Here is a 22,734-nt window from a genome sequence, read left to right on the forward strand (position 1 = left end):
AAATCAATAAATTATAACGTTCTTGTGTTTTTTTTCGTAAATTGGTGTGCTTTTAACACAAGTTTATGACAAAAAACTACTTAACTGTTATTTTTATTATTGTTTTCGGAATATGCATATGCTCATGTTCTTCCGACGACAACTATATACCCTATACTTATGTTGAAGACGAAGATAGTACGCAAGAATCTCCTGTAAATTTTGATATAAATGAGTTTCCTTATGCAAACCTGTCTGACTATAATTTTTTTGAAGGTGATTTAAAAGACCTAAATCCTGTATATGGTGTTTTACCTTATGATTTAAACTCTCATTTATTTACAGATTATGCAAAAAAGAAACGTTTTGTATGGATGCCAAAAAACACAAGTGCACAATATATAAACGATTATAGCTCGCTTAACTTTCCTGATGGCGCTGTTTTAATTAAAAATTTTTACTACGATAACGTACAGCCTCAAAACACAACTAAAATCATAGAAACCAGACTTATGATTAAAAAGTCTGATGAATGGATTTTTGCTAACTATATATGGAATGATGATCAAACAGAAGCAACATTTAGTCTAGAAGGAGGCACCACAAACATTGAATGGATTCAAAATGGTGAAACTAAAAATGTAGCTTATAAAATACCTCCTGAAAGCGAATGCTTTACTTGCCATAAAATAAACGCAGTTCCAATGCCTATTGGTCCTAAACCACAAAATTTAAATAAAAGTATCACTTACGCTGAAGGCACATTAAATCAATTAGAAAAATGGCAACAATACGGATACCTTGAGCAAAACATTCCTTATACAATAAACTCTACAGTAAACTGGGAAGACACAACGCAACCCATTGATTTAAGAATGCGATCTTATGTTGATATTAATTGTGCACATTGTCACTCTGATTACGCACACTGTAATTACAGGCCTATGAGGTTTCCATTCCATGAAAACAATGACGAAACAAACCTAGGTGTTTGCGTTGAGCCTGAAGAACAATTTGGAGGCCTTAACTACATCGTAGTTCCCGGTAACATCAACAGGTCTATGCTCTATTTTAGAGTGAGCACAACCAACGACCAAAGAAAAATGCCTTTACTAGGTCGGACGCTAGTTCAGGAAGAAGCTATAGCTATGATTGAGGAATGGATAAATTCAATATCAACAACATGTCAATAAACTATTTTAACCCTCACTATAAATTATGAAAAAAATCACGTTATTATTCGCAAGCGTCTTTTACAGCCTGCTTTTTTACGCACAAGATGACTGTAATTCAGCCATTGCAGTTACCGCAGGCACACACACGGTAACTCAAATAAACGGAACTCAAGGCACATCTATTATTTGCGCCGGAACGGGTAATGGATCTAGGGCAGAATGGTATACTTTTACACCAACAATTGACGCTAATGTAACTGTATCAACCAGTTTAGCTCAAAACTCTGGAGGCGATACAAGAATTCAAATATATGAAGGCGCATGTAACTCCTTGAATTGTGTTGGAGGAGATGATGATAGTGGCAACGTCTACCTTTCTATAGCAAGTTTTAACGCTACTGCCAATACCACGTATTATATCGCATTTGACAATAGGTGGAGCTCTAGTGGCTTTGACTTTGAAATAACATTAGATGACCCTCTTCCGCCACCTCCTTTTTCTTTTTCAGGACAAACACTAGCAACCACAGGCTCAACAATGGGTATTGTTGACATGAACGGTGATTTTTTAGATGATATCATTGCTATCCCTGGATCAGGAGGTGTTTATAATCTAAATATTTATTATCAACAAATCAATGGAACATTTGTTAGCGAAAGCTATACTCCTCAAGCTAGTAGATCTCCTACATGGAGTTTAGCAGTTGGAGACATTGATGCTAACGGCTATAACGATTTAATATTTGGAAACAGTTCTGGATGCAATATAATTAAAGCCAATCATAATGGCTCAGCTTATACAACCGTATATGATAATAGCGGTGTTTTTACACAACGTACAAATTTTGTAGACATAAATAATGATGGTCATTTAGATGTTTTTGTTTGCCATGATGTAGACCCAAGTGTTTATTATTTAAATGACGGTAACGGCAACTTAACATTTTATAGATCTCCAGAAATAGGCACATCAAACAGCTCTCCTTACCAATTAGGGGCTTACTATTCTGGTGGAAATTATGGGTCTATATGGATTGATTATGATAATGATAGAAACCTAGATATGTTTATGGCTAAATGCGGTGGTGCATACCCAAGATATGTTAATCAAATGCACAGGAATACAGGAACAGATTATGTTGAAAATGCTAGTGATATTGGTTTAGCTGATGGAGATCAAACGTGGTCTGCTGCTTGGGGAGATTTTGATAATGACGGTGATTTAGATGTTTTTGTTGGCGCTAGTTCGGGACCTCATGTACTTAAAGCAAATAACGGAGCTCCAAATTACACATTTACAGACATAACTTCTAGCTCTGGTGTAAGCGCCTTAACTACAACATCTAGAGAACATGTTACTTATGATTTAGATAATGATGGCTACCTAGATATCATTTCAGGAAACAATGTGTTAAGAAATAATGGAGACATGACCTTTACACCATATTTAGATGTATTTTCTGGTAGTGGCGCTTTTGGAGATTTGAATAATGATGGTTTTATTGATGCGTATAGAGGGTCTTCAGTTTATCTAAATGATGGAAACAATAATAACTGGATAAAAGTTACTGTAGAAGGAGGTGCTACAACTGGTATGAGTAATAGAAATGGAATTGGTGCTAGAATTGAACTTCACACACCTTCAGGGGTACAAATTAGAGACATTAGAAGTGGAGAAGGTTTTGAGTTTATGAATACACTAAATGCTCATTTTGGTTTAGGCACAGAAACACAAATTGACAATATTATCATTTATTGGCCTTCAGGAATTATTGATAATGTATATAGCCCATCAATTAATCAAACTATTAAAGTAAATGAAGGTGAAACTCTCACGGTTCAAGACGAAACATTAAGCAACCTTACTATTTACCCTAATCCTGTAAAAGACATAATTAACCTTCAAAGTAATGAAAACTTAACAAGCAGAATTGCTACTGTTTTTGATATAAACGGTAAAAAAGTGCTTAACCAAAGATTACAAGACAACACGATGAATGTTTCTAAACTTCAAAGTGGTTTTTACATCTTAAGACTAGAAAGTCAAGGCAAAGTAGTAAACAGAAAATTTATAAAAGAATAATCTATTCTTAAATATAAAAACTTAAAAACCGCCACATCTGTGAGCGGTTTTTTTTGTATACTTTTGCAGTATGCTTCAAGTAAAAAACATCTATTTTTCCTATAAAGACACCCCTGTTTTAAAGAATATCAATTTCTCTATAAAACAAGGAGAACACTTATCTATAATTGGAGAAAGTGGTTCTGGAAAAAGCACATTACTAAAATTAATTCATGGTGAATATGATTTGCTTAAAGGAGATATTCTCTGGAAAGATCAAGAAATTTTAGGGCCTAAATATAATTTGGTAATTGGCTACGACTTTGTGAAATATGTTGCTCAAGAATTTGAGTTAATGCCTTTTATATCGGTTGAAGAAAATATTGGGAAGTTTCTTTCTAATTTCTATCCTAATAAAAAAAGAAAACGTATTAAAGAGTTACTTGATGTTGTTGAACTTAATGCATTTTCAAAAACTAAAGTAAAAGATTTGAGCGGCGGACAAAAACAACGTGTTGCACTTGCTAGAGCTTTAGCTAAAGAGCCTGAAATTATTTTAATGGATGAGCCTTTTAGTCATATTGACAGCTTTAAAAAACAATCGTTAAGGCGTCGTTTGTTTAACTATTTAAAAGAGAAAAACATCTCATGTATTGTTGCAACTCATGACAAAGAAGATGTACTTGGTTATGCAGACACAATGCTGGTTTTATCTGATGCTAAAGTACTTGCTTATAACACACCACAAACATTATATAACAAGCCTAACAATGCTTTAATTGCTTCTTTTTTTAATGAATATAACATTATAAACAACACCATTGTTTATGCTAATGAACTTATAATTACTGAAGAGAAATCAGATATAGTAGCTATTGTAACCCAAAGCTATTTTAAAGGATATTACTACCTTATTGAAGCTAAAATTAATAATGATATTATTTTTTTTGAGGCTAAATTTTCAATAAAAAAAGGGGCTGAAATTGCTCTTAAAATTATAAAAAGTACATTATAGCACTTGGTCTATTTTTATTTTTTGATTGTTAAAAACTATTATATCTCCTTCTGTTTTTCCCATTAAAAGTTTTCCAATAGGCGTTGTTGGTGATATTGCATAAAAGTTATCAGCTTCAGCTGTCAGTTTCCCTATACTAATTGCTATAAAATAATGGTTTTGTGACGTGAATACCACACTTCCTAACCCTATTATTTTAGAATGACTTGAAGTATCTATTTTGTATAATACGTGCTTAAGGTTTTCTGCATTAGCTAACTGATTTCCTGCTTTTTCTCGTTCTAATTGTAACATAGCTCTGCCTGTTTCGTGCTTGTCTCCAGCACTACTTTTGGTTTCAGACAGCAATGCTTCTTGAATGCCTTTTATAACATTAAGTATTGTTGCTATTTGCGATTCTATAACCTCTAAACTCTTAATATGTAATGTTTGTTTTACTGTCATTCTAACAATGCGGTCATTTCACTACCAATTAAACTACCTATAGCTACGCCCATACCACCTAATCTAACTCCACAAAAAACATTATCACTGACTTGTTTAACAATTGTTCTTTTAGAACAACCTACTCCCATAATTCCGCTCCATCTATGATCAATCTCAAATGAAATATCGGGTAAAATGGTGTTTTTAAGCAACATTTCTAAATGATTTTGAATAAGGTCTGTTTGTCCAAACTCTGTTGTTTCTTCAGTTTTAAAATCTAAATTTCGTCCTCCGCCAAATAAAACTCTATCATTAATGTTTCTAAAATAATAATACCCTTTGTCTAAATGAAAAGTTCCTTTTATGTGTAAGTGATCTATAGGTTTTGTAATTAAAATTTGAGCCCTAGCAGGTTTTACAGATTCGTTAAGTAGCTGCGAAGCAAAACCGTTTGTTGCTATAAATAACTTTGATGTTTTAAAGTCAAAATAATTAGTCTCTACCTGAACACTATTAGTTATGTCACTAAAGCGCTTTACTGTTATGTTATTTAAGATTTTTATACCTAAAGTTTGTGCCTTAATAATTAAGGCATTCATCATTTCTCCCGTATCTAATTGTCCTTCAAAAGGAGTGAACACATACTGATTTTGAATGTTTTTAAAACCAAACTTATTGGCGTTTAAATAAAAAGTATCTTGTTTAAAAATTGGATGTAAAAGCTTATTAATATTCTCTATTTGAGATATGCATTCATTAAAAAAAGTATTGTCTGTATCTGAAAACAACTCATAACCACCATTTTGATGATATGATATTGTTTTGTCTCCTAAATTCTCTCTTAAAAGTTTTAAGCCTTGTATGCGTTTATTAATAAGTGTTTTAACCTCTTCTTCAGAATGCGATTTTAAATCGTCTAATATTTCACTTAAGCTACCAAAACAAGCAAAACCTGCGTTTTTAGTACTAGCTCCATGAGGAAAAAAACCTTTTTCTAAAACCACAATTTTAGACTTTGGAAAACGCTTTTTTAAACTAATAGCACAGTTTAACCCCACAATACCACTACCTACAACAGTATAATCGACATTTTCTAACCATGTTTTTATTTCCCAATAAGATACATTTATCATGTTTTAAATTTAAAAAAGAAAAGCTCCTTTACAGGAGCTTTTCTTAAGTTTATTTTACTGAAAAAATTATTTTACAACAATCTTTTTTGTAACGGTTTTAGAACCTGATTTTACTTGTAGTAAATACATACCAGCTTGTACATCTCCTAAATTTATGTTTTCATTAAATGCACCTGTGTTTTTGTAACCTTTGTTAAATACTAGTCTACCTCTAATATCGTAAACTTGTACGTCAACATTTTCATTACCTGCATTTAATTTAATATTAAAATCACCGTTATTTGGGTTTGGATAAACAGAGAAAGAGTCTTCTAAATTAAACTCGTTAGTAGATAATTGAGGAATAAACCCTCCTTCTTCACAAATTGTTAAAGTAACACTATTCCAGGTAGCTCGGTTTCCATCTACTAGAACATCTCCTACATAAAATACCCATTCTCCAAGAGAACTCTCTCCATCAGCAAAGCTCAATGCATCAGTAGGTATAATATTATCTCCAACATTTGTGTTTCCACAGTCAATAGCATTTCCTTCATCGTCATAGGTTACAATTAAGTCTTCAGAACTATCACAGCCTCCCCAACTTAATCTGTGGAATCCTTCGGTCTCAAAAGGTCCTCTTAATGCTGTACGAATTTCATCAACATTAGTTGTAGTAATATCAACACTTACATTAACATCTGTTATTGTTACATTATCTGTTATATCTAATAAATAGCCACTAAAACTTGTTCCATTTTCCTCTAATAAAATTCCAGCATTAAACACATAATCTTGGCATACATTCCCTGGTACATAAGAATAGTTTCCTATTGCAAAAAAGTTATCGTTTACATTAAAGAATATACCATTAGCTGCCTCTACCATTATTCTACAATACGGTGCGCTTACGTTAGGAACAGTAATTGTATAAGTTCCATTATTAGGTACATTAGATGCTAATACTGTTGTAAATTCAGCATCTGGGTTTTGAGATGTAGATAGTAATATATTTACATTAGACTCTCCGATTAAGCCAGCATTAGTTCCTGCAACATCCCAAGTTATTGTTTCCATTTGTCCTGGTGTCCATACAATTTGATCAGTATTTTGAGATGTAACAACAAATGGGCCAGCTGTTGTAGTAACTGTTGCTGTCATACCATCTGATGCTGTTTGTCCTCCTCTTGGATCATTATCGCGTACAGTTACTTGAAAGTCAAGATCTCTATTAACAGACACTAATTTTTCCCAAGCTGTAGATCCTCCAGAAACTAATAAGTCTGGTATATTAGGAATATATCTCGTTGGATTTGTTGTTCCTGCAAAAGAACGAACAACAGGACCTGTTGCACTTGTTTCTAAAGGAACTCCTGCTGTACCTAAATCATATTGTTCCCATGTATATGTATGAGTTGATGTACCGTCAGCATCTGTTGAAGAAGCTGTTAATTTATAAGGAGTAGACATCGGGATATTGTAATCAGCACCTGCATTAGCCGATGGCGCAGAGTTACCTGTTGCTGATAAAGCACCACAGTTACTATTTCCTATAGAAACATTAGACCAAATCATTTGTATACTTTTTTGGTGGAAATATGCATCACTATTTGACTGAACGTTATCTGGTGCACAAATACCAGCATATGCCATAATTGTAGATCCACTTCCTGGCTCATAAGCATTTGATGCTGTTCTATTTCCGCCACCACAGCCTCCTGAAACACTGTTAAATGTATGTGGCGCTCCATATTGATGGCCCATTTCATGACACACATAATCAATATCAAAAGCATCACCAACAGGTGCTGTTAATCCAGTAACACCTCTGGCCTTATTTGAAGTACAAGGTGAATTTAAAGTTGCAATTCCACCGCCGCCAGTACTAAATACGTGACCTATATCATAGTTTGCAGAACCAATAGCGCTATTTAGTACTGTGGTGTTTTGACCTAACATAGCAGATCCACTTTCATTACTATAAATGTCCGAACCAATGTAAATTACATCAAGGTTGTTAGGTACTAATTCCATAGTTATAGAAAATTCTTTTTCGTAAACACCATTTACACGTGTCATAGTAACAACCATAGCATCTAAAACAGCTGCTTTCTTATCAGCTTCAGGAGATAAAGCAGGAATACCTGCAGCATTCCAATGGAATGAAGAATACTCAATAGTACATGCTAATGCTAATCTAAACGTACGTAGGTTCCCATCATTTGCATTTCTTGCTGCGTGAACATCAAAATCAGATTCTAAATCTAAATGTTCATCATCAACATACTCACAAACAAAACTATCCTCTAAATTAGGTAAGTCTCTTTTAGCATAAACAATGTATCCGCGGCCATCTGTAGAATAAGGATCTATAAATTGGGTTCCCTTTTCAGACGATAAAAACATACCATGTAATCCTTGGTTTGTAACACTAAATCTGATAATTGTTTCAGGATTTTCTATACTTTGTCCTACATAAGATCTTAATTCTGGAAATTGAGCTTGAAGATCTGGGTGTAATACTGATGCTTCAGACACTCTAAAAGACTCAAAATTACCATTTGCTGTAGGAAAATCTACAATTGTATTTGATTTCATTCTTGAATTACCCAATCTTGCTGGTGCACTTTCAAGACTACCTCTTAAAGCAGTTATATCTAACTGATAAAAATCTCCTTTTTTAGGCTCTGTTTTTCTTATGGTTAGCTCTTTATTAGCAAAACTACTTTTATCTTTTTTAGACCAAAAAGACTTGTTTTGACCATAAAAGTTAGCAGTAAATATTACAGCTAATAAAAACAAACCACACTTAGTGTAATTATTTTTCATGTTTTAATTTTTTATTAATTTTATAAAAATACTCCGTTATTTTAAAACTGACAAAGTTTTAACATACAGAAGCCCTATTTACGATACTTTACTAATATGAAAATACTTTTTTTAACCTTTGTTTTTGCCTCTATTTTATCTTGTGCCAACAAGCAAGATAAGTTAATGGGTAATAAAGACGAAAAAACGGTTTCTATATGTCCTGAAGACGGACAATGCAAGTTGACTGTTCTAAAAAATAAATCTATTAAAATTAAAGAAGATGAATTTGGCGCAACCTATTCTCAAATAACTGATAGTAACAATATTTTAATAGAATTTGAGTATAAACGAAATGAAATTCAGAATACAGCTGATAGCAGCTACAAAGAATTAGTATATATAGAACTTAACCCTAGGAATCTAGAAGTTAATTATTCTGATGCCGATTTAAAAAAAGCAAATATTACTTATGCTAGATTATGTTTTTGTAGAGGACAAACGGGCTACTACAATATTTTATCTGGTAATTTAAAGATAGAAAAAACCAGTGACAAGCATTATAGTTTAGAGTTAAGCTTTAAAACTTTTGAAGTTCCTCAAATTATCACATACATAAAAGATGATTTTTCGATATAAAAAAAGCTCTGGAAATTTCAGAGCTTTTTTTGTTTATTCTTCTTCTTGAGGTTGTATTTCAAAATCTTCCATAAATTTTGTTGTATAATTTCCAGCAATATAATCTGGATTATCCATTAACTGTCTATGGAAAGGTATTGTAGTTTTTATTCCTTCAATAACAAACTCATCAAGTGCTCGTTTCATTTTGCTTATAGCCTCTTCTCTAGTTTGAGCTGTAGTAATTAACTTTGCTATCATAGAGTCGTAATTAGGTGGAATTATATATCCTGCATATACGTGCGTATCTAAACGAACTCCGTGCCCGCCTGGAGCATGTAGCGTTGTTATTTTTCCTGGTGAAGGCCTAAAATCATTGTAAGGGTCTTCAGCATTAATTCTACATTCTATTGAGTGTAAATTTGGTGTGTAATTTTTTCCAGAAATTGGAACACCAGCTGCTACTAATATTTGCTCACGAATCAAATCAAAGTCTATTACTTGTTCAGTAATTGGGTGTTCTACTTGAATACGTGTATTCATTTCCATGAAGTAGAAGTTTCTGTGTTTATCAACTAAAAACTCTACGGTTCCAGCACCTTCATATTTTATGAATTCTGCAGCTTTTACAGCAGCTTCACCCATTTTCTTTCTAAGTGCATCTGTCATAAATGGCGATGGCACTTCCTCTGTTAATTTTTGATGACGGCGTTGTACAGAGCAATCTCTTTCTGACAAATGACATGCTTTTCCTCTTGAGTCACCAACCACTTGAATTTCAATGTGCCTTGGCTCTTCAATAAGTTTCTCCATATACATATCGTTATTACCAAAAGCAGCTTTTGATTCTTGTCTAGCAGAATCCCACGCGTTTTTTAAGTCTTCTGGTTTCCATACGGCACGCATACCTTTTCCACCACCACCAGCAGTTGCTTTAAGCATTACTGGGTAACCTATGTCTTCTGCTAATTTTTCACACTCTTCAAAATCCTTGATAATGCCATCACTTCCAGGTACACATGGTACTCCTGCAGCTTTCATTGTTGCTTTCGCAGAGGCTTTATCCCCCATTTTGTCTATCATATCGGCAGAGGCACCAATAAATTTAATATCGTGCTCTTCACAGATTTTAGAAAACTTTGCGTTTTCTGATAAAAACCCGTAACCCGGATGTATTGCATCAGCATTGGTAATTTCAGCAGCCGCAATAACATTAGACATTTTTAAATATGACTCACTACTTGGCCCAGGACCTATACAAACAGCTTCGTCTGCAAACTTAACATGCAAACTTTCTGCATCTACTGTTGAGTATACTGCTACTGTTTTTATGCCCATTTCTTTACAGGTTCTAATAACACGTAGTGCTATTTCACCTCTATTGGCAATTAGTATTTTTTTAAACATAACTTGTGTTTTTAAAAATTTCAAATTCCAAACTCGTTGTCTTTATTGTTTTAGACAAATTTCAAATACTGAATTTTTGAGTCCTGTTTAATCAGGTGAGAATTGGAATCTTTAAATTGGTTATGATGGATCTACCAAAAATAATGGTTGATCGAATTCTACAGGTGAAGAATCGTCAACTAAAACTTTTACAATTTTACCAGAAACTTCAGATTCTATTTCATTAAAAAGTTTCATCGCTTCGATGATACACAATACATCACCTTCTTTAATTGTTTGACCAACTTCTACAAATACTGGTTTATCTGGAGATGGTTTACGGTATAATGTACCAATGATTGGAGATTTTATTGTAATATATTTTGAATCGTCTGCGTTAGTAGCTGGTGCTGCAGCTGCTGGCGCTTGTGCAGGTGCTACTGGTTGAGCAACAGCAGGAGCTGCTTGAGCCACAGGCGCATTTACAGGTATTTGTTGAACGTAGGTTGTTGTTTCTTTATCATCACTACCTGTTCTAATTGTGATTTTTACATCTTCGGTTTCTAATTTAACTTCGCTTGCACCTGATTTAGCTACAAACTTTATTAAATTTTGAATGTCTTTTAAATCCATAGTTATTTAGATATTAAAAATTTGTTTTTTTGTTAATTTAGGAATTGTAGGCCCATTTTAGGTAAATAGATCCCCATGTAAATCCGCCACCAAATGCAGCAAATATCAGTTTATCTCCTTTTTTAAGTTGAGATTCGTAATCGTTAAGTAACAGAGGTAAAGTTGCTGATGTTGTGTTTCCATACTTATGGATGTTCATCATTACTTTTTCTGGTTCTAATTCTATTCTATTGGCTGTTGCATCAATAATGCGTTTGTTTGCTTGATGCGGCACTAACCATGATATGTCTTCATTTGTAAGGTTGTTACGTTTCAGTATTTTTTCTGCCACATCTGCCATATTAAATACAGCATTTTTAAATACTGTTTTGCCGTCTTGGAATACGTAGTGTTTACCTTCTTCAAGAGCTTCTGGTGTTATTTTGTATGATGAACCTCCGTAGGTTGCTTGCAAAAACTCTCTTCCTGCTCCATCACTTCTTAAATATTCATCTTGAAGTCCTAATCCGTCTTCATTTGGTTCAAATAACACTGCACCAGCTCCATCTCCAAAAATGATACACGTCGCTCTGTCTTCATAATTGATCATTGAAGACATTTTATCAGCACCTATAAGTAAAACCTTTTTATATCTGCCTGATTCTATATATCTAGAAGCTACAGACATCCCGTAAAGAAAGCTAGAGCATGCTGCTTCTAAATCAAAAGAGAATGCATTTACAGCGCCTATTTGTGATGCTGTATATGCGGCTGTTGCGGCAGCTTTCATATCTGGAGTTGCTGTTGCAACAATTACCAGGTCTATTTCTTCAGGATTAATACCTTTTTTATTTATAAGGTCTTTTGCTGCTTCTATAGCTAAAAAAGAAGTTCCTTTTCCTTCTTCTTTAAGAATTCTTCGTTCTTTAATACCTGTACGTGTGGTAATCCACTCGTCATTGGTGTCAACCATTGTTTCTAGAATTTGGTTGGTTAACACATAATCTGGCACATAGGCTCCTACAGCTGTAATTGCTGCTGAGATTTTACTCATAATGTTTTGTTTAATTTTACCAAAAACAGCTGTTTGTAACACAAAATGTGCTAAAAACAGATTTTTTAGGCTTAATTTTATGCAAATTAAGTCGTTTTTGGCATCTATAAAAATTTATCACAAAAAAAACGCTCATGAGAGAGCGTTTTAATATATGCATGCATAATACTTATGCTAAATTTTCTTCGGCTTCTGAATTGTCAATCAATACTTGTCCTCGGTAATATAATTTACCTTCATGCCAGTGAGCTCTGTGGTATAAGTGCGCTTCTCCTGTAGTAGGACACGTAGCAATTTGTGGTACAGTTGCTTTGTAGTGTGTTCTTCTTTTATCTCTTCTTGTTTTAGAGATTTTTCTTTTAGGATGTGCCATTTTCTATTTTATTTATCCGTTAATAGTTTTTTTAAAGTATTCCAGCGAGGATCTGTTTCGTCTCCTTCTGTATTATTTTTATCTGCCTTAGGGCTTAATTCTTCTAGTTTTTTTAGTATTTCAGAATCTAATGTACCATCTTCTACTCCTGGGTGTACACGTTTTGTTGGAACAGAAAGCACTACAAGTTCGTAGATATATTGTTGAATATTTATTTCATATTCTCCATGTGGAATAATTAATATATCTATTTCTTCATCATTGTATGCTTCGCCAAACTTAACAACCAAATTGAATGTGTTTGAAACTTCTTGATTATACGCTTCGTTTGTAACGTCACAGTTTACATTTACTGTTCCAGAAATTTCAAAACTTAACTCAAGTAATGTTGTCTTCTTTTCAAATTCAACATTTACACCAACTGATGAGCTATTAAATTCTTCATACCCAAAATGTTCAAAGAACGAATTATCTATATGATACTCAAAATGATGTTTCCCTAGCTTTAGTCCTACAAATGGAATTGTAAACTCTTTTAGTAACTTCATTATCCATCTAATTTTGAGCCTGCAAATATATAAAATATTCTTTAGCTTTTTAAACTTATAAACATTTTTTTGTTTATATCTTTTTTTGTGGCACTTTTAAAGGGTTTTTATGAAGCTCATCATATTCTAATCTGTTCTTAAACAGTTTTAAAGCCATAAATACGGCTTCTTTAAATGAGCTTTCATCTGCAATGCCTTTTCCTGCTATTTCATAAGCTGTACCATGATCTGGCGAGGTTCTTATTTTATTGAGACCTGCGGTAAAATTCACACCTTTTCCAAAGGATAATGTTTTAAACGGAATTAAACCCTGATCGTGGTATGATGCTATAATGGCGTCAAATTTTTGATAATTATCTGACCCAAAAAAACTATCAGCAGCATAGGGACCAAAAACTAACTTTCCAGAATCTTTAATTTGTTTTAGTGTTGGTCTCATTACATTATCATCTTCTTTCCCTATAACACCATTATCTCCTGTGTGTGGATTTATTCCTAAAACTGCAATTTTTGGTTTCCCGATTTTAAAATCTTTTTGCAGTGAATTATAAACCGTATTTATTTTGTTTACAATCAGTTTTTTAGATATATGTTTTGACACATCTTTTACAGGTACATGATCTGTTAGCAGCCCTACGCGTAATGTTTCTGTAACCATAAACATCAAACTATCTCCTTGTAGCTCTTTTGCTAAATAATCTGTATGTCCTGGAAAATTAAAGTCTTTAGACTGAATGTTATGCTTGTTTATAGGCGCTGTTACCAAAACGTCTATGTTGTCATTTTTAAGCGCTTTTGTTGCTGCTTCTAATGATTTAATGGCAAACTCTCCTTTTTTTGGGTTTTCTACTCCAAACTCAATTTTTACATTCTCGTTCCAAGCATTGAAAACATTAATTTTTCCAGAAACAATTTGATTTAATTGGTTGATTCCATTAAAATTAACATCTAAATTAAGGTGGTTTTTATAAAAAGACACTGTCTTTGCCGAAGCAAAAATTACTGGTGTGCAAAACTCTAGCATTCTAGCGTCTTGAAATGTTTTTAAAACAACTTCAGGACCTATACCGTTTAAGTCACCAATTGATATTCCTACTATGATATTTTCTTCCTTCTTCATTTAGTTATGATAACTTTTGTTTGTAATTTTACAAACGCAAATTTAACTAAATAATTCGTACTTATGTTTACAGGAATCATAGAAGATATAGGAGTTGTTCAACATATTGAAAAAGAGCTTGATAATATTCACATAACAATGTCTTCTAATTTCACTTCTGAATTAAAAATAGATCAAAGTGTTTCTCATAATGGTGTTTGTTTGACTGTTGTAAAAATTGACGGAGATGATTATATGGTTACAGCAATAGAAGAAACTCTTAATAAAACAAACTTAAATACTCTAAAAGTTAATGACTCTGTAAACCTTGAAAGAGGCATGAAACTTCATGATAGATTAGACGGACACATTGTTCAAGGCCATGTAGACCAAACAGCCATATGCAAAAGTATTGAAGAAGCTTCTGGAAGTTGGATTTTCACCTTTGAATACGATAAATCACTCAACAATATAACAATAGAAAAAGGATCAATAACGGTAAATGGAGTAAGTTTAACTGTTGTAAACTCTAAAGAAAACAGCTTTAGTGTTGCTATTATTCCTTATACATATGAACACACAAACTTTAAAGACTTTAAAGTTGGCACAGAAGTAAATTTAGAATTTGACGTAGTTGGGAAATACGTAAAAAAACTATTTTCTCTTAACCTTTAGCCTTATTATTTTTTAACGCTTTAGAAGCTCCATAAGCCAAGCCTATTCCCGCTACTACTAATACTCCTGCATCTATTGGAAGTCCAGGTGGTGGCGGTGGTCTGTTAGCATCAACTGGTTCTGGTACGCTTTGAGCTACACAAACAAAACTTATTAAAACAAATAAGATTGAGGCAAGTATTTTTTTGTTTTGTATAATCATCTGTTAGTAAATGTATAAAAAAACATGATTTTGCAAAATAAAAAAGATATAAAACATCTTTAAAACGCTAAAAACATCGATAAAAAACACAAGTGTGCGATTTTTCGTTTGCTTTTATAAAGCTCAAATATATGTTTTTTTAAAACAAATAAAACATTTCTGCTTTAAATAATTGTTATGAGAACATTTGCATCTTTCAGATACGTAAGTAGATACCTGTTTTTGTTTTAAAACATCTATACTTAAAAGAGTTTAAAAACATATAAAAATTAACGCTTTAAAGAGAAATGAGATCTAAACTGTTTAGGCTGTCCATACTCTTCATAACTCAATACAAACCAGTAATCTGAATACGTTAAATTAGAACCTTTATAAGTACCATCCCATCCTGGTCCAGAAGGCTTTATGTTTGCCAACACCTTACCATAACGGTCAAAATACTTTTAGGTCTTGTTAAATTTACAAATATAGGTTTCGAATAGTTATTCCTCTCTGCTTTTTGCTTAAAAAGTATTCAAAAAGGACATAGAAAAAAATAAAAATACAAAGATTACTATACTTTTAATGCAACGCAACTTATATAACGCCCAAAACGATACTTTTTTTAAATAAAAAAAGCTTGAGAAATAAATTTCTCAAGCTTCATAACAATTAATCAAGCAAGTGTTTTTTTTTGAAAACACTATTTTTTTATAACCTTAAATGTTTTTTGTGAGTTACCAATGTTTACTGTAACAAAGTAAACTCCGTTATTTAAATCATTCATATTAACTTGTGTTTTTAAGCCGTTTGGAGTTACTCTTACAACTTCTTGACCAACAAGATTACAAATGCTAATTTTAGACATTGTGTTTGCTGCTTCAATCATTAAAGTATTCACAACTGGGTTAGGATAATACTTAAACGAATTAAAATCGTTTGAAGATTCTACACTTAATGAAGGATCTGAATAAGCCATTAAAGAAAATTCTGCAGTACTGCTAGAGGCATGAATAGCTACTAAATACGTTTGATTTGCAACAAGCTCTCTTGTTCTTTCTCCTACCAAACCATTATTACATGTTTTATCAGTAGAAACAGTTAGTGTTGTTGCATTAGCACACTCATCATTAACAGATGCCACTGGTGGTGTTTTTAAACATATGTCATAGTTTTGAGCATAGTTTATACCTAATCTTGTGTAATTACGAATATAGTACGTATTTCCATCTGTTAACCCACTAAATATAGCGTAATTTCCTTCTTTACAGCCTACGCTTGTTAAAGAGCCACAAGCTGATCCTTCGATTGAATAGTACCTCCATCTCCTATAGCAGCTGTTATGTTTAAATACTCAACTACAATTGTATTTCCATCTGCCACAAAACTAAACCACACGTCGTTACTATCTCCTGTAGAACAAGCTGAATTTGCTGTATCAGCAACATCTACATAAAAACCTCCTGTAAACGTGATTTCTTTTGGGTTACTACATGTTGCACCAACTAGTGGAGCACTTCGTACTACAAAACTTTCTTCAGAACATGATGCAGCGTCTCCAAACCCTTTGAAAGGTACGATTGTTACAAAATAATCCTTTTCGTAAGTTAAACCAGTTAAACTATAGCTTGTTTCGGTAATTATGTCTCCATTAACTACATCTGTTAATCCTGTTTCTGTTCCAACATACACTTTGTATCCTGTTGCTATACCTGTTGCAGAACTCCACTCTAATAAAGTATCTAGTTCAACTTCTGTTGTCGCAGAAGTCATTACAGCATCACAATTAGGAACCGTTGTTGCTGATTGTAATAAAGACACATTATCTATTGAAAAAGAAAGGTTTACATCTGAACCATTGTTTATAGAAAAACGTGCTTGAAAATCATTGCCAGCAGCAAGTGTGCCTATATTTATAACTCCACTTGAAACACATGTCGTCATATCTACGAATGTAAAAGAAGCATCATTTATTGTTGTGATTGTTGTCCAGTTTGCTCCATTATCAACAGTGTATTCTAACACTATAGATACCCAACCAGCTGGTGGCGCATTGAACGATGGTGGAAAACCAAAAACTACTTCAAAAATATTATAATCAAAGCTTACAATTAAATCTGTATTATTTGTAATTGCAGAATAAAGAGGTGTTGTAAGTGAAGCTGTTCCTCCTAAAGCTACATTGCAAATTCGCTTAATCCTGACCCACCACAAGGAGCAGATGTGCTTGTGCTAAAACCAACATCGGTCCAGCCACTAACCTGGCCGTTGTTTGAAGCACTATCAAAATTTTCTACAACCTCTACTTGAGAGAATGCAGCAACACTAAAAAGTGTTAATAATAAAAGTGTAATTTTTCTCATTTCGAATTAAAATTTAGTTAGTATTTATTAATTTCTTGATTACCTGTTTAAGAAGTCAATCATATTCATTTTCAACCACTAAAATATCTTGGTTTTCAAAAATTAACGTTGTGTTTGCTAGTGATAAATATATTAACACATATACCATATATAATAGCTTGTATGTTTAGCATTTACCGAAATTTGAAAGGCAAAAAAGACAATTAAAACACTGATTTACAGAAAAGTAAATTAATATGTTAGTGTTTTGTTAACTTTAGCTAAAAACAAGTGATTTACTGAATATTTTTCCGGTTTTACATTGATTACCGTAATATTTTTTAAAAAATTAACTGATTATCCGCACTTAATTAAAAAGTAAAATAGATTATAATAATTACAAGAAATGTGCTTTTGTAACTTATGTCACTTAGCGTGAAATCATGAATATGTATTTTTGTAAAAAAACTAAATACATGAATTGGATTTACGAACCTTGGCCATGGTATATTTCTGGACTGATGATTGCTTTTATTATGTTTCTTTTAATAATGTTTGGAAAAAACTTTGGTATGTCTTCAAACTTAAGAACATTATGTACTATTTGTGGAGCGGGAAACAAGTCTGAATTTTTCAAATTTGATTGGAAAACTCAAAAATGGAACTTAACCGTTGTTGTTGGCGCTGTAATTGGTGGATTTATAGCTTCTCAATTTTTAAGTAACACTAGCAACGTTGCTATTAGCGCTGAAACAATTTCTGACCTAAATGACTTGGGTTTTAATAGCGCAGGAAAATCATACTTGCCTGAAGAGTTGTTTAGTCTTCATTTATTAAGCGTGAAGAATATTATCTTACTATTTATTGGTGGTTTATTGGTTGGTTTTGGTACGAGATATGCTGGTGGCTGTACATCTGGGCATGCAATTTCTGGTTTAAGCAACCTACAAATACCTTCTTTAATAGCTGTAATTGGTTTTTTTATTGGCGGTTTACTAATGGTACATTTTATTTTCCCTTTAATCTTTTAAAACTATGAGAACACTATTTTTTTTATTTATAGGTATTCTTTTTGGAATAACAATGTTTAAATCTGAAGCAGCTTCTTGGTTTCGTATTTATGAGATGTTTCAGTTTCAATCCTTTCATATGTATGGCATTATTGGTTCTGCCCTAGTTTCAGGAATACTTGTGGTGCAAATCATAAAGCGTTTTAAAATAAAATCGTTTTACGGAGAAAAAATCACTTTTAACCCTAAAGACAAAAGCTTTAGTCGCTACTTTTTTGGAGGTATTATTTTTGGGTTAGGCTGGGCTTTAGCGGGTGCTTGCCCTGGACCAATGTTTACATTGGCTGGCGCTGGTTATTTATCAATACTTATTGTTATAATTGCAGCTGTTTTAGGAACTTTTCTATACGGTTTATTAAAAAATAAACTGCCGCATTAAAAATTCACATACACTATGTAACAAAAAAAGCCTCACAGTATTGTGAGGCTTTGCAATTTCTAGTAGTGGTCCCACCTGGGCTCGAACCAGGGACTTTCTGATTATGAGGCACTGTCATATATGTAACACTTAATGCCCCTTATTTATATTTGCTTGGTTTTGTTGCGATTACAATTTTAAGATGTTTCAGATTTTAATAAATTTTGACATTTATTAGGTAAAATGTTTAACCTATGTTTAACCTGAATTAAAAATGAACTTATACTTTAACCCTGTAATTATTACACAACAACCATCATATAAATTTACGATAAACTGAATATTTCCTTTTCCTGATGGTAATTGGATTTTAGAGATTAATTCAACATAGTCAAATTTGAAATAATAATCAACCCTTGCCAAAATATCTGCATTATAGTATAGTTTAACATCTATTAACCCATCAAGTTCTAAACTATCAAATAGTTTTTTGCTACATCTATAAACATCATATTCATAGTCGCCTATTAATACGGTCTCAACTTCAACAAGTTCAAATTCATGGAGTTCATATTGTTCTCCAATTGTAAATGGTAGTCTTTTCTTTTTCATAACAACTGGATATAAAAATGCCACCTGTGTCAAAGTGCTATATTAGTGTTTGACACAAGTGGCAAAATATTAATGTTTATAAAAATCAATTGAGTCTTTCTAATTCCAATTCTTCCAATAAATCCCAATAGATGCTGTCAAAAGTTTCCTTAAACTGAATGGTATATTTGAAATCCTTTCTATCTACATTTATTCCACCATCATTTTCAAGTGAAAACATGAAATACTTCTCTGCTCCTAAATACTCATTTTTGGCTAACCATTCCTTTACTTTTTCAGAGTCATTTTTTAGACTCTTATAAATAGCCATTTCTTGTTTGAAGTAACTTTCTTGTTTATGTAAATCTGTAATCTTATTTAGTGAATCATAGATTTTCAAAAACTTTTCATTTGGGGTTCTGGCATCAAAGTAATCTGGTAATCTAACCCATTTGCCATCTATGAAGTACATAAAACGTTTTGATTCTTCTTCCTTTATCCTGTTGCATTCATCCTGGTACTTCAGTAACCACCATTCTATTGTAGCCAAACTGTAAATACCATCAGAAGGAAGGGATTCAAATTCTTGTATGTAATCTACAATAGGCAAGTATTAAATATTATAATCTACTACCATAGTTAAGGCAGCTACAATTAAACATAGTAATGAAATCCAAAACAATGGGTTTCGGAAACTAAAACTTGGTTGATTATTTAGTTTGTGCCTTTGTGTAAAGAAAATAACTATAACTGATATTAAATAAGGTAAGATATGCCTTGACATCTGATAAAAGAAGCTGAAATATATTACCCTACTACTTTCAGACAGAGTAAATAAAATCATAAAAATCAATGGGTATAAAATTGCTTTTATTAGTATCTGTCTTATTGATTTTGGTTTCCAAACCAAATAATAGAAATATGATAAGATGATGAAGAACCACAATGAAAACCCTGTTTCCACCCCCATATAAAAGGTGAATCCCATTGCTAAAAAAGTAACAACTTCAACAAGAGTAACTATGTTATTTTGCTTATTATCTTGCTTACTTATTTCAACAGTTTGAGTATGTTTCTTTTCATATTTTTTATACTTTAATTTTAACTCATTAGATACTTTAGGCATCTTTGGTTTAAAATTTAAGCCCTTAAAAACAGTCTTTAAACTTTCATCTGTTTTGAATATATACAAGTACGCACCAACACTTAAAATGATTATAAAAAACAACATGTAATTTTTATAATCAACATCCCATCCAAATAAACTAACATCAAATAAGTCTAAAGGTGGGATTTTTTGCTTGTTGTTAAAATAGCTCCCATCATAATCTTTAGTAATCAAGCCATAGACAAGCATGAGGATTGAAACTAATATAATGACTGATGAAATTTTCTTATTATTATAAGTCATTTTTGTTGTAGTTTATTTAAGGTATTGTTCAGGCTTAATTTTAAATCGATAAATCTCATTACCATTCAAATCCTTGTAAATTGATTCAATAGTTACTTCAAGAGCCTTATAATATTCATTATCACTGTGCAACTCTTTAGCATTATTAACTTGTTCCTTTTCAACATTTTTTAGATGCTCTATCCAATCATTAATACTGTATTCAGAAGTTGACAATCTATAACTATAAATTATAGTGTTGCTTTCAGCATCATATCTTACCTTATCTGCAATTGTATATTCATCTACTTGTGCAGGTAAATTTGCCTTTTTGTTAGTCTCTTCTGCTACATTCTGCATATAATATTTAGCAACTATTTCTTTCTTGTTATCATTGCAGCTAAAAAACAAGCACACAACAACCAATAATAAAATTCCTTTAATTAAATAATTCATTAGTATAAGTTTTATGGTGTTAAACAAATATATCTATTTATCATTTATGATAACCAAATAGTTATCATAAACAACAACTTTGTTTGTCAACTAATCATAGAAATGACAGACAAAAAGAAGTTACAAATAGCTGTTGGTAAACGTATTAAAGAGTTGAGAGAAAAACAGAAGATTCAGCAACAAGATATTGCAGCAGCTTGTAACATAGAAAAGTCAAACTTTAGTCGCATTGAAGCTGGTAACACTAATCCAACAATCTACACTTTAAGTAAAATTGCTGATAGGTTATCTGTCTCCCTCTCTGAACTCCTTGATTTTAAAAAGAACAAAAAATAGCTATTTATAATAATCTCTGTTTTTGGATTTACTCTAAAAAGCTCTTGAAAATGGTGTGTTTTGACCTCAATCACATTTGAGCATTATCTGCAAAACTGTAATAATCATTTTTGGTAATGATTATATGGTCAAGTACCTGAATGTCTAAATGATTCCCAGCATCCTTTAATTTTTTAGTTAATCTTAAATCGGTTTCACTTGGTTTTAAATTTCCTGATGGATGATTATGTGCCATCAAAATACTTGAAGCATTACATTTTAAAGCTACGCTAAATACCAATTTGGCATCTACAACAGTTCCTGAAACTCCACCTTTTGACAAAGGATAAATACCCAATACCTGATGATTACGATTTAATAGCAAGACCTTGAACTCTTCCTGTAATTCTATGGTGTTCATATTCCAACAAGATTTAAGCAACTCATAAGAATCTTTACTATGCCTGATTTTAACTTTATTAGTATTTCCTGATGTATAGGAAACCTTGATTTCTTTAATTGTATTCATCATTTAAAAATTAAAAAGCCCAAAACTTGACATCTTGGGCGTTAATTAATCTAACCTGCTATTAAAGGATGATTTTCTTCTTTTACAGCTTCACTGCTTACAAAATCATCAATAGTAGATTCACTCATATCTTCCCTTGCTGATGGTGCATCTGGAACATATTCAAATCTGTGTGAAAGTTCTACAACTTCACCAGTTTCCTTAATAGTAAAGGAATAAGGTTCACAAGATTTCTTGACAATCTGACCTGGTATTTCAGAGCCTAAAAGAGCTTTACAGGTTTCTTCATCAAAAGTTGAAGGAATTGAGGTTCTTCTTGTTGTTGCATAGAAGTTACCTGTTTCTCTACTTTGGACTAATTCCACCCCACCTTGAATAGTTAGAGCAAAGAATGTAGAACCATCATCTGATTGTCTTTCATTAAAGTTTACAATTCGTACCATGATTTTAAAATTTTGAGTTGAACATTTGATTTGAATCCCAATACATCTACCATCAACAAAAGAATAACAGCTATCACCTTGTTATAATTCTTGCTGACAACAAAAATTTTGGAATAC

27 protein-coding genes and 1 pseudogene are annotated in these 22,734 nt (G+C 32.4%); 8 read left to right on the top strand and 20 right to left on the bottom strand.

What is annotated here, in order from left to right; all coding sequences use genetic code 11:
• Positions 1-65: 65 nt before the first annotated feature.
• The 3 genes from ACN5J3_RS00365 to ACN5J3_RS00375 all read left to right on the top strand — a co-directional run bounded on the left by ACN5J3_RS00365 (position 66) and on the right by ACN5J3_RS00375 (position 4,231).
• Entirely contained in the window at positions 66-1,172 is a 1,107-nt protein-coding gene (locus ACN5J3_RS00365) for a hypothetical protein (protein ID WP_418508762.1), read from the top strand.
• Between the two features lie 25 nt (positions 1,173-1,197).
• Positions 1,198-3,237: an FG-GAP-like repeat-containing protein gene (locus ACN5J3_RS00370; RefSeq protein WP_418508763.1), complete on the top strand. Its 2,040-nt coding sequence runs from the start codon at positions 1,198-1,200 to the stop codon at positions 3,235-3,237.
• A gap of 70 nt (positions 3,238-3,307) precedes the next feature.
• On the top strand, positions 3,308-4,231 hold the full coding sequence (locus ACN5J3_RS00375; RefSeq protein WP_418510369.1) for an ABC transporter ATP-binding protein: 924 nt from the start codon (positions 3,308-3,310) through the stop codon (positions 4,229-4,231).
• Here the strand turns inward: ACN5J3_RS00375 and ACN5J3_RS00380 are convergent.
• The 3 genes from ACN5J3_RS00380 to ACN5J3_RS00390 form a co-directional block, all read right to left on the bottom strand.
• Positions 4,226-4,675 carry a 3-oxoacyl-ACP synthase gene (locus ACN5J3_RS00380; RefSeq protein WP_418510370.1) on the bottom strand — a complete coding sequence of 150 codons (450 nt, stop codon included), beginning with the start codon at positions 4,673-4,675 and terminating at the stop codon, positions 4,226-4,228. The genes ACN5J3_RS00375 and ACN5J3_RS00380 overlap by 6 nt on opposite strands.
• Complete coding sequence (locus tag ACN5J3_RS00385; protein ID WP_418510819.1) at positions 4,672-5,787, bottom strand: NAD(P)/FAD-dependent oxidoreductase; 1,116 nt, start codon at positions 5,785-5,787, stop codon at positions 4,672-4,674. Before ACN5J3_RS00385 ends, ACN5J3_RS00380 begins: the two co-directional genes overlap by 4 nt.
• A 69-nt stretch (positions 5,788-5,856) precedes the next feature.
• Positions 5,857-8,598 (bottom strand): reprolysin-like metallopeptidase, encoded by a 2,742-nt coding sequence (locus tag ACN5J3_RS00390; protein ID WP_418510371.1) that lies wholly within the window; start codon positions 8,596-8,598, stop codon positions 5,857-5,859.
• Between the two features lie 96 nt (positions 8,599-8,694).
• Between ACN5J3_RS00390 and ACN5J3_RS00395 the strand changes: the two genes are divergently transcribed.
• Positions 8,695-9,216: a hypothetical protein gene (locus ACN5J3_RS00395; protein ID WP_418510372.1), complete on the top strand. Its 522-nt coding sequence runs from the start codon at positions 8,695-8,697 to the stop codon at positions 9,214-9,216.
• A 33-nt stretch (positions 9,217-9,249) separates the two neighbouring features.
• Here ACN5J3_RS00395 and accC read toward each other — a convergent pair whose 3' ends face one another.
• The 6 genes from accC to pdxA form a co-directional block, all read right to left on the bottom strand.
• Positions 9,250-10,602, bottom strand: a complete 1,353-nt coding sequence (accC, locus tag ACN5J3_RS00400; RefSeq protein ID WP_418510373.1) for an acetyl-CoA carboxylase biotin carboxylase subunit — start codon at positions 10,600-10,602, stop codon at positions 9,250-9,252.
• A 120-nt stretch (positions 10,603-10,722) separates the two neighbouring features.
• The gene (gene accB / locus ACN5J3_RS00405; protein ID WP_418510374.1) at positions 10,723-11,214 is read right to left on the bottom strand and encodes an acetyl-CoA carboxylase biotin carboxyl carrier protein; all 492 of its coding nucleotides are present in this window, start codon (positions 11,212-11,214) and stop codon (positions 10,723-10,725) included.
• Between the two features lie 37 nt (positions 11,215-11,251).
• Positions 11,252-12,247, bottom strand: coding sequence for a beta-ketoacyl-ACP synthase III (locus ACN5J3_RS00410; protein WP_418510375.1), 996 nt, complete (start codon positions 12,245-12,247; stop codon positions 11,252-11,254).
• 169 nt (positions 12,248-12,416) lie between these two features.
• The gene (gene rpmF / locus ACN5J3_RS00415) at positions 12,417-12,620 is read right to left on the bottom strand and encodes a 50S ribosomal protein L32 (RefSeq protein ID WP_053970851.1); all 204 of its coding nucleotides are present in this window, start codon (positions 12,618-12,620) and stop codon (positions 12,417-12,419) included.
• Positions 12,621-12,628: 8 nt separating this feature from the next.
• Positions 12,629-13,168 (bottom strand): YceD family protein, encoded by a 540-nt coding sequence (locus ACN5J3_RS00420; protein ID WP_418510376.1) that lies wholly within the window; start codon positions 13,166-13,168, stop codon positions 12,629-12,631.
• 73 nt (positions 13,169-13,241) lie between these two features.
• Positions 13,242-14,288, bottom strand: a complete 1,047-nt coding sequence (pdxA, locus tag ACN5J3_RS00425) for a 4-hydroxythreonine-4-phosphate dehydrogenase PdxA (RefSeq protein ID WP_418510377.1) — start codon at positions 14,286-14,288, stop codon at positions 13,242-13,244.
• Between the two features lie 63 nt (positions 14,289-14,351).
• On the opposite strand from pdxA, the gene ACN5J3_RS00430 reads away from it, so the two are divergent.
• Complete coding sequence (locus ACN5J3_RS00430) at positions 14,352-14,942, top strand: riboflavin synthase (protein ID WP_418508772.1); 591 nt, start codon at positions 14,352-14,354, stop codon at positions 14,940-14,942.
• On the opposite strand, the gene ACN5J3_RS00435 is transcribed toward ACN5J3_RS00430, so the two are convergent.
• From ACN5J3_RS00435 to ACN5J3_RS00455, 5 genes and pseudogenes are all read right to left on the bottom strand, one after another.
• On the bottom strand, positions 14,932-15,144 hold the full coding sequence (locus tag ACN5J3_RS00435) for a hypothetical protein (RefSeq protein WP_418508773.1): 213 nt from the start codon (positions 15,142-15,144) through the stop codon (positions 14,932-14,934). The two genes, ACN5J3_RS00430 and ACN5J3_RS00435, sit on opposite strands and share 11 nt — an antisense overlap.
• A 269-nt stretch (positions 15,145-15,413) precedes the next feature.
• Positions 15,414-15,569: pseudogene (locus ACN5J3_RS00440) on the bottom strand (T9SS type B sorting domain-containing protein); the annotation flags it as partial.
• Between the two features lie 257 nt (positions 15,570-15,826).
• A complete protein-coding gene (locus tag ACN5J3_RS00445) occupies positions 15,827-16,267 on the bottom strand; it encodes a T9SS type A sorting domain-containing protein (RefSeq protein ID WP_418508774.1) in 441 nt (146 codons plus the stop codon).
• A 137-nt stretch (positions 16,268-16,404) separates the two neighbouring features.
• Positions 16,405-17,337, bottom strand: a complete 933-nt coding sequence (locus tag ACN5J3_RS00450; RefSeq protein WP_418510378.1) for a hypothetical protein — start codon at positions 17,335-17,337, stop codon at positions 16,405-16,407.
• The gene (locus tag ACN5J3_RS00455; protein WP_418510379.1) at positions 17,301-17,486 is read right to left on the bottom strand and encodes a hypothetical protein; all 186 of its coding nucleotides are present in this window, start codon (positions 17,484-17,486) and stop codon (positions 17,301-17,303) included. Before ACN5J3_RS00455 ends, ACN5J3_RS00450 begins: the two co-directional genes overlap by 37 nt.
• A gap of 455 nt (positions 17,487-17,941) precedes the next feature.
• On the opposite strand from ACN5J3_RS00455, the gene ACN5J3_RS00460 reads away from it, so the two are divergent.
• Together ACN5J3_RS00460 and ACN5J3_RS00465 are read left to right on the top strand one after the other, a co-directional pair.
• Positions 17,942-18,496 carry a YeeE/YedE family protein gene (locus ACN5J3_RS00460; protein ID WP_418510380.1) on the top strand — a complete coding sequence of 185 codons (555 nt, stop codon included), beginning with the start codon at positions 17,942-17,944 and terminating at the stop codon, positions 18,494-18,496.
• Between the two features lie 4 nt (positions 18,497-18,500).
• A complete protein-coding gene (locus tag ACN5J3_RS00465) occupies positions 18,501-18,914 on the top strand; it encodes a DUF6691 family protein (RefSeq protein WP_344726906.1) in 414 nt (137 codons plus the stop codon).
• Between the two features lie 237 nt (positions 18,915-19,151).
• Here the strand turns inward: ACN5J3_RS00465 and ACN5J3_RS00470 are convergent, their stop codons facing one another.
• The 4 genes from ACN5J3_RS00470 to ACN5J3_RS00485 form a co-directional block, all read right to left on the bottom strand.
• A complete protein-coding gene (locus tag ACN5J3_RS00470; RefSeq protein ID WP_418510381.1) occupies positions 19,152-19,505 on the bottom strand; it encodes a hypothetical protein in 354 nt (117 codons plus the stop codon).
• 85 nt (positions 19,506-19,590) lie between these two features.
• Entirely contained in the window at positions 19,591-19,956 is a 366-nt protein-coding gene (locus ACN5J3_RS00475) for a hypothetical protein (protein WP_418510382.1), read from the bottom strand.
• 141 nt (positions 19,957-20,097) lie between these two features.
• Positions 20,098-20,895: a hypothetical protein gene (locus tag ACN5J3_RS00480; RefSeq protein WP_418510383.1), complete on the bottom strand. Its 798-nt coding sequence runs from the start codon at positions 20,893-20,895 to the stop codon at positions 20,098-20,100.
• Between the two features lie 12 nt (positions 20,896-20,907).
• Complete coding sequence (locus ACN5J3_RS00485; protein ID WP_418510384.1) at positions 20,908-21,234, bottom strand: hypothetical protein; 327 nt, start codon at positions 21,232-21,234, stop codon at positions 20,908-20,910.
• 198 nt (positions 21,235-21,432) lie between these two features.
• Here ACN5J3_RS00485 and ACN5J3_RS00490 point away from each other — a divergent pair, with 198 nt between their 5' ends.
• On the top strand, positions 21,433-21,666 hold the full coding sequence (locus ACN5J3_RS00490) for a helix-turn-helix domain-containing protein (RefSeq protein ID WP_418510385.1): 234 nt from the start codon (positions 21,433-21,435) through the stop codon (positions 21,664-21,666).
• 70 nt (positions 21,667-21,736) lie between these two features.
• Here ACN5J3_RS00490 and ACN5J3_RS00495 read toward each other — a convergent pair whose 3' ends face one another.
• Both ACN5J3_RS00495 and ACN5J3_RS00500 read right to left on the bottom strand, forming a co-directional pair.
• Positions 21,737-22,177 carry a JAB domain-containing protein gene (locus ACN5J3_RS00495; RefSeq protein WP_418510386.1) on the bottom strand — a complete coding sequence of 147 codons (441 nt, stop codon included), beginning with the start codon at positions 22,175-22,177 and terminating at the stop codon, positions 21,737-21,739.
• 47 nt (positions 22,178-22,224) lie between these two features.
• Positions 22,225-22,617: a hypothetical protein gene (locus tag ACN5J3_RS00500; protein ID WP_418510387.1), complete on the bottom strand. Its 393-nt coding sequence runs from the start codon at positions 22,615-22,617 to the stop codon at positions 22,225-22,227.
• Between the last annotated feature and the right edge of the window lie 117 nt (positions 22,618-22,734).

The sequence above is a fragment of the Corallibacter sp. genome (genome assembly GCF_048381695.1).
GTDB lineage: Bacteria > Bacteroidota > Bacteroidia > Flavobacteriales > Flavobacteriaceae > Corallibacter > Corallibacter vietnamensis.

Bases quoted from the DNA above. Each gene is read 5' to 3' on its own strand.
- rpmF (WP_053970851.1), bottom strand. From the start codon at position 12,620: ATGGCACATCCTAAAAGAAAAATCTCTAAAACAAGAAGAGATAAAAGA.
- ACN5J3_RS00390 (WP_418510371.1), bottom strand. From the start codon at position 8,598: ATGAAAAATAATTACACTAAGTGTGGTTTGTTTTTATTAGCTGTAATA.
- ACN5J3_RS00485 (WP_418510384.1), bottom strand. From the start codon at position 21,234: ATGCAGAATGTAGCAGAAGAGACTAACAAAAAGGCAAATTTACCTGCA.
- ACN5J3_RS00420 (WP_418510376.1), bottom strand. From the start codon at position 13,168: ATGAAGTTACTAAAAGAGTTTACAATTCCATTTGTAGGACTAAAGCTA.
- ACN5J3_RS00460 (WP_418510380.1), top strand. From the start codon at position 17,942: ATGAATTGGATTTACGAACCTTGGCCATGGTATATTTCTGGACTGATG.
- accC (WP_418510373.1), bottom strand. From the start codon at position 10,602: ATGTTTAAAAAAATACTAATTGCCAATAGAGGTGAAATAGCACTACGT.
- ACN5J3_RS00465 (WP_344726906.1), top strand. From the start codon at position 18,501: ATGAGAACACTATTTTTTTTATTTATAGGTATTCTTTTTGGAATAACA.
- ACN5J3_RS00475 (WP_418510382.1), bottom strand. From the start codon at position 19,956: ATGTACTTCATAGATGGCAAATGGGTTAGATTACCAGATTACTTTGAT.
- ACN5J3_RS00430 (WP_418508772.1), top strand. From the start codon at position 14,352: ATGTTTACAGGAATCATAGAAGATATAGGAGTTGTTCAACATATTGAA.
- ACN5J3_RS00435 (WP_418508773.1), bottom strand. From the start codon at position 15,144: ATGATTATACAAAACAAAAAAATACTTGCCTCAATCTTATTTGTTTTA.
- ACN5J3_RS00470 (WP_418510381.1), bottom strand. From the start codon at position 19,505: ATGAAAAAGAAAAGACTACCATTTACAATTGGAGAACAATATGAACTC.
- ACN5J3_RS00500 (WP_418510387.1), bottom strand. From the start codon at position 22,617: ATGGTACGAATTGTAAACTTTAATGAAAGACAATCAGATGATGGTTCT.
- ACN5J3_RS00480 (WP_418510383.1), bottom strand. From the start codon at position 20,895: ATGACTTATAATAATAAGAAAATTTCATCAGTCATTATATTAGTTTCA.
- ACN5J3_RS00395 (WP_418510372.1), top strand. From the start codon at position 8,695: ATGAAAATACTTTTTTTAACCTTTGTTTTTGCCTCTATTTTATCTTGT.
- ACN5J3_RS00495 (WP_418510386.1), bottom strand. From the start codon at position 22,177: ATGATGAATACAATTAAAGAAATCAAGGTTTCCTATACATCAGGAAAT.
- ACN5J3_RS00490 (WP_418510385.1), top strand. From the start codon at position 21,433: ATGACAGACAAAAAGAAGTTACAAATAGCTGTTGGTAAACGTATTAAA.
- ACN5J3_RS00380 (WP_418510370.1), bottom strand. From the start codon at position 4,675: ATGACAGTAAAACAAACATTACATATTAAGAGTTTAGAGGTTATAGAA.
- ACN5J3_RS00375 (WP_418510369.1), top strand. From the start codon at position 3,308: ATGCTTCAAGTAAAAAACATCTATTTTTCCTATAAAGACACCCCTGTT.
- pdxA (WP_418510377.1), bottom strand. From the start codon at position 14,288: ATGAAGAAGGAAGAAAATATCATAGTAGGAATATCAATTGGTGACTTA.
- ACN5J3_RS00370 (WP_418508763.1), top strand. From the start codon at position 1,198: ATGAAAAAAATCACGTTATTATTCGCAAGCGTCTTTTACAGCCTGCTT.
- accB (WP_418510374.1), bottom strand. From the start codon at position 11,214: ATGGATTTAAAAGACATTCAAAATTTAATAAAGTTTGTAGCTAAATCA.
- ACN5J3_RS00365 (WP_418508762.1), top strand. From the start codon at position 66: ATGACAAAAAACTACTTAACTGTTATTTTTATTATTGTTTTCGGAATA.
- ACN5J3_RS00410 (WP_418510375.1), bottom strand. From the start codon at position 12,247: ATGAGTAAAATCTCAGCAGCAATTACAGCTGTAGGAGCCTATGTGCCA.
- ACN5J3_RS00455 (WP_418510379.1), bottom strand. From the start codon at position 17,486: ATGAGAAAAATTACACTTTTATTATTAACACTTTTTAGTGTTGCTGCA.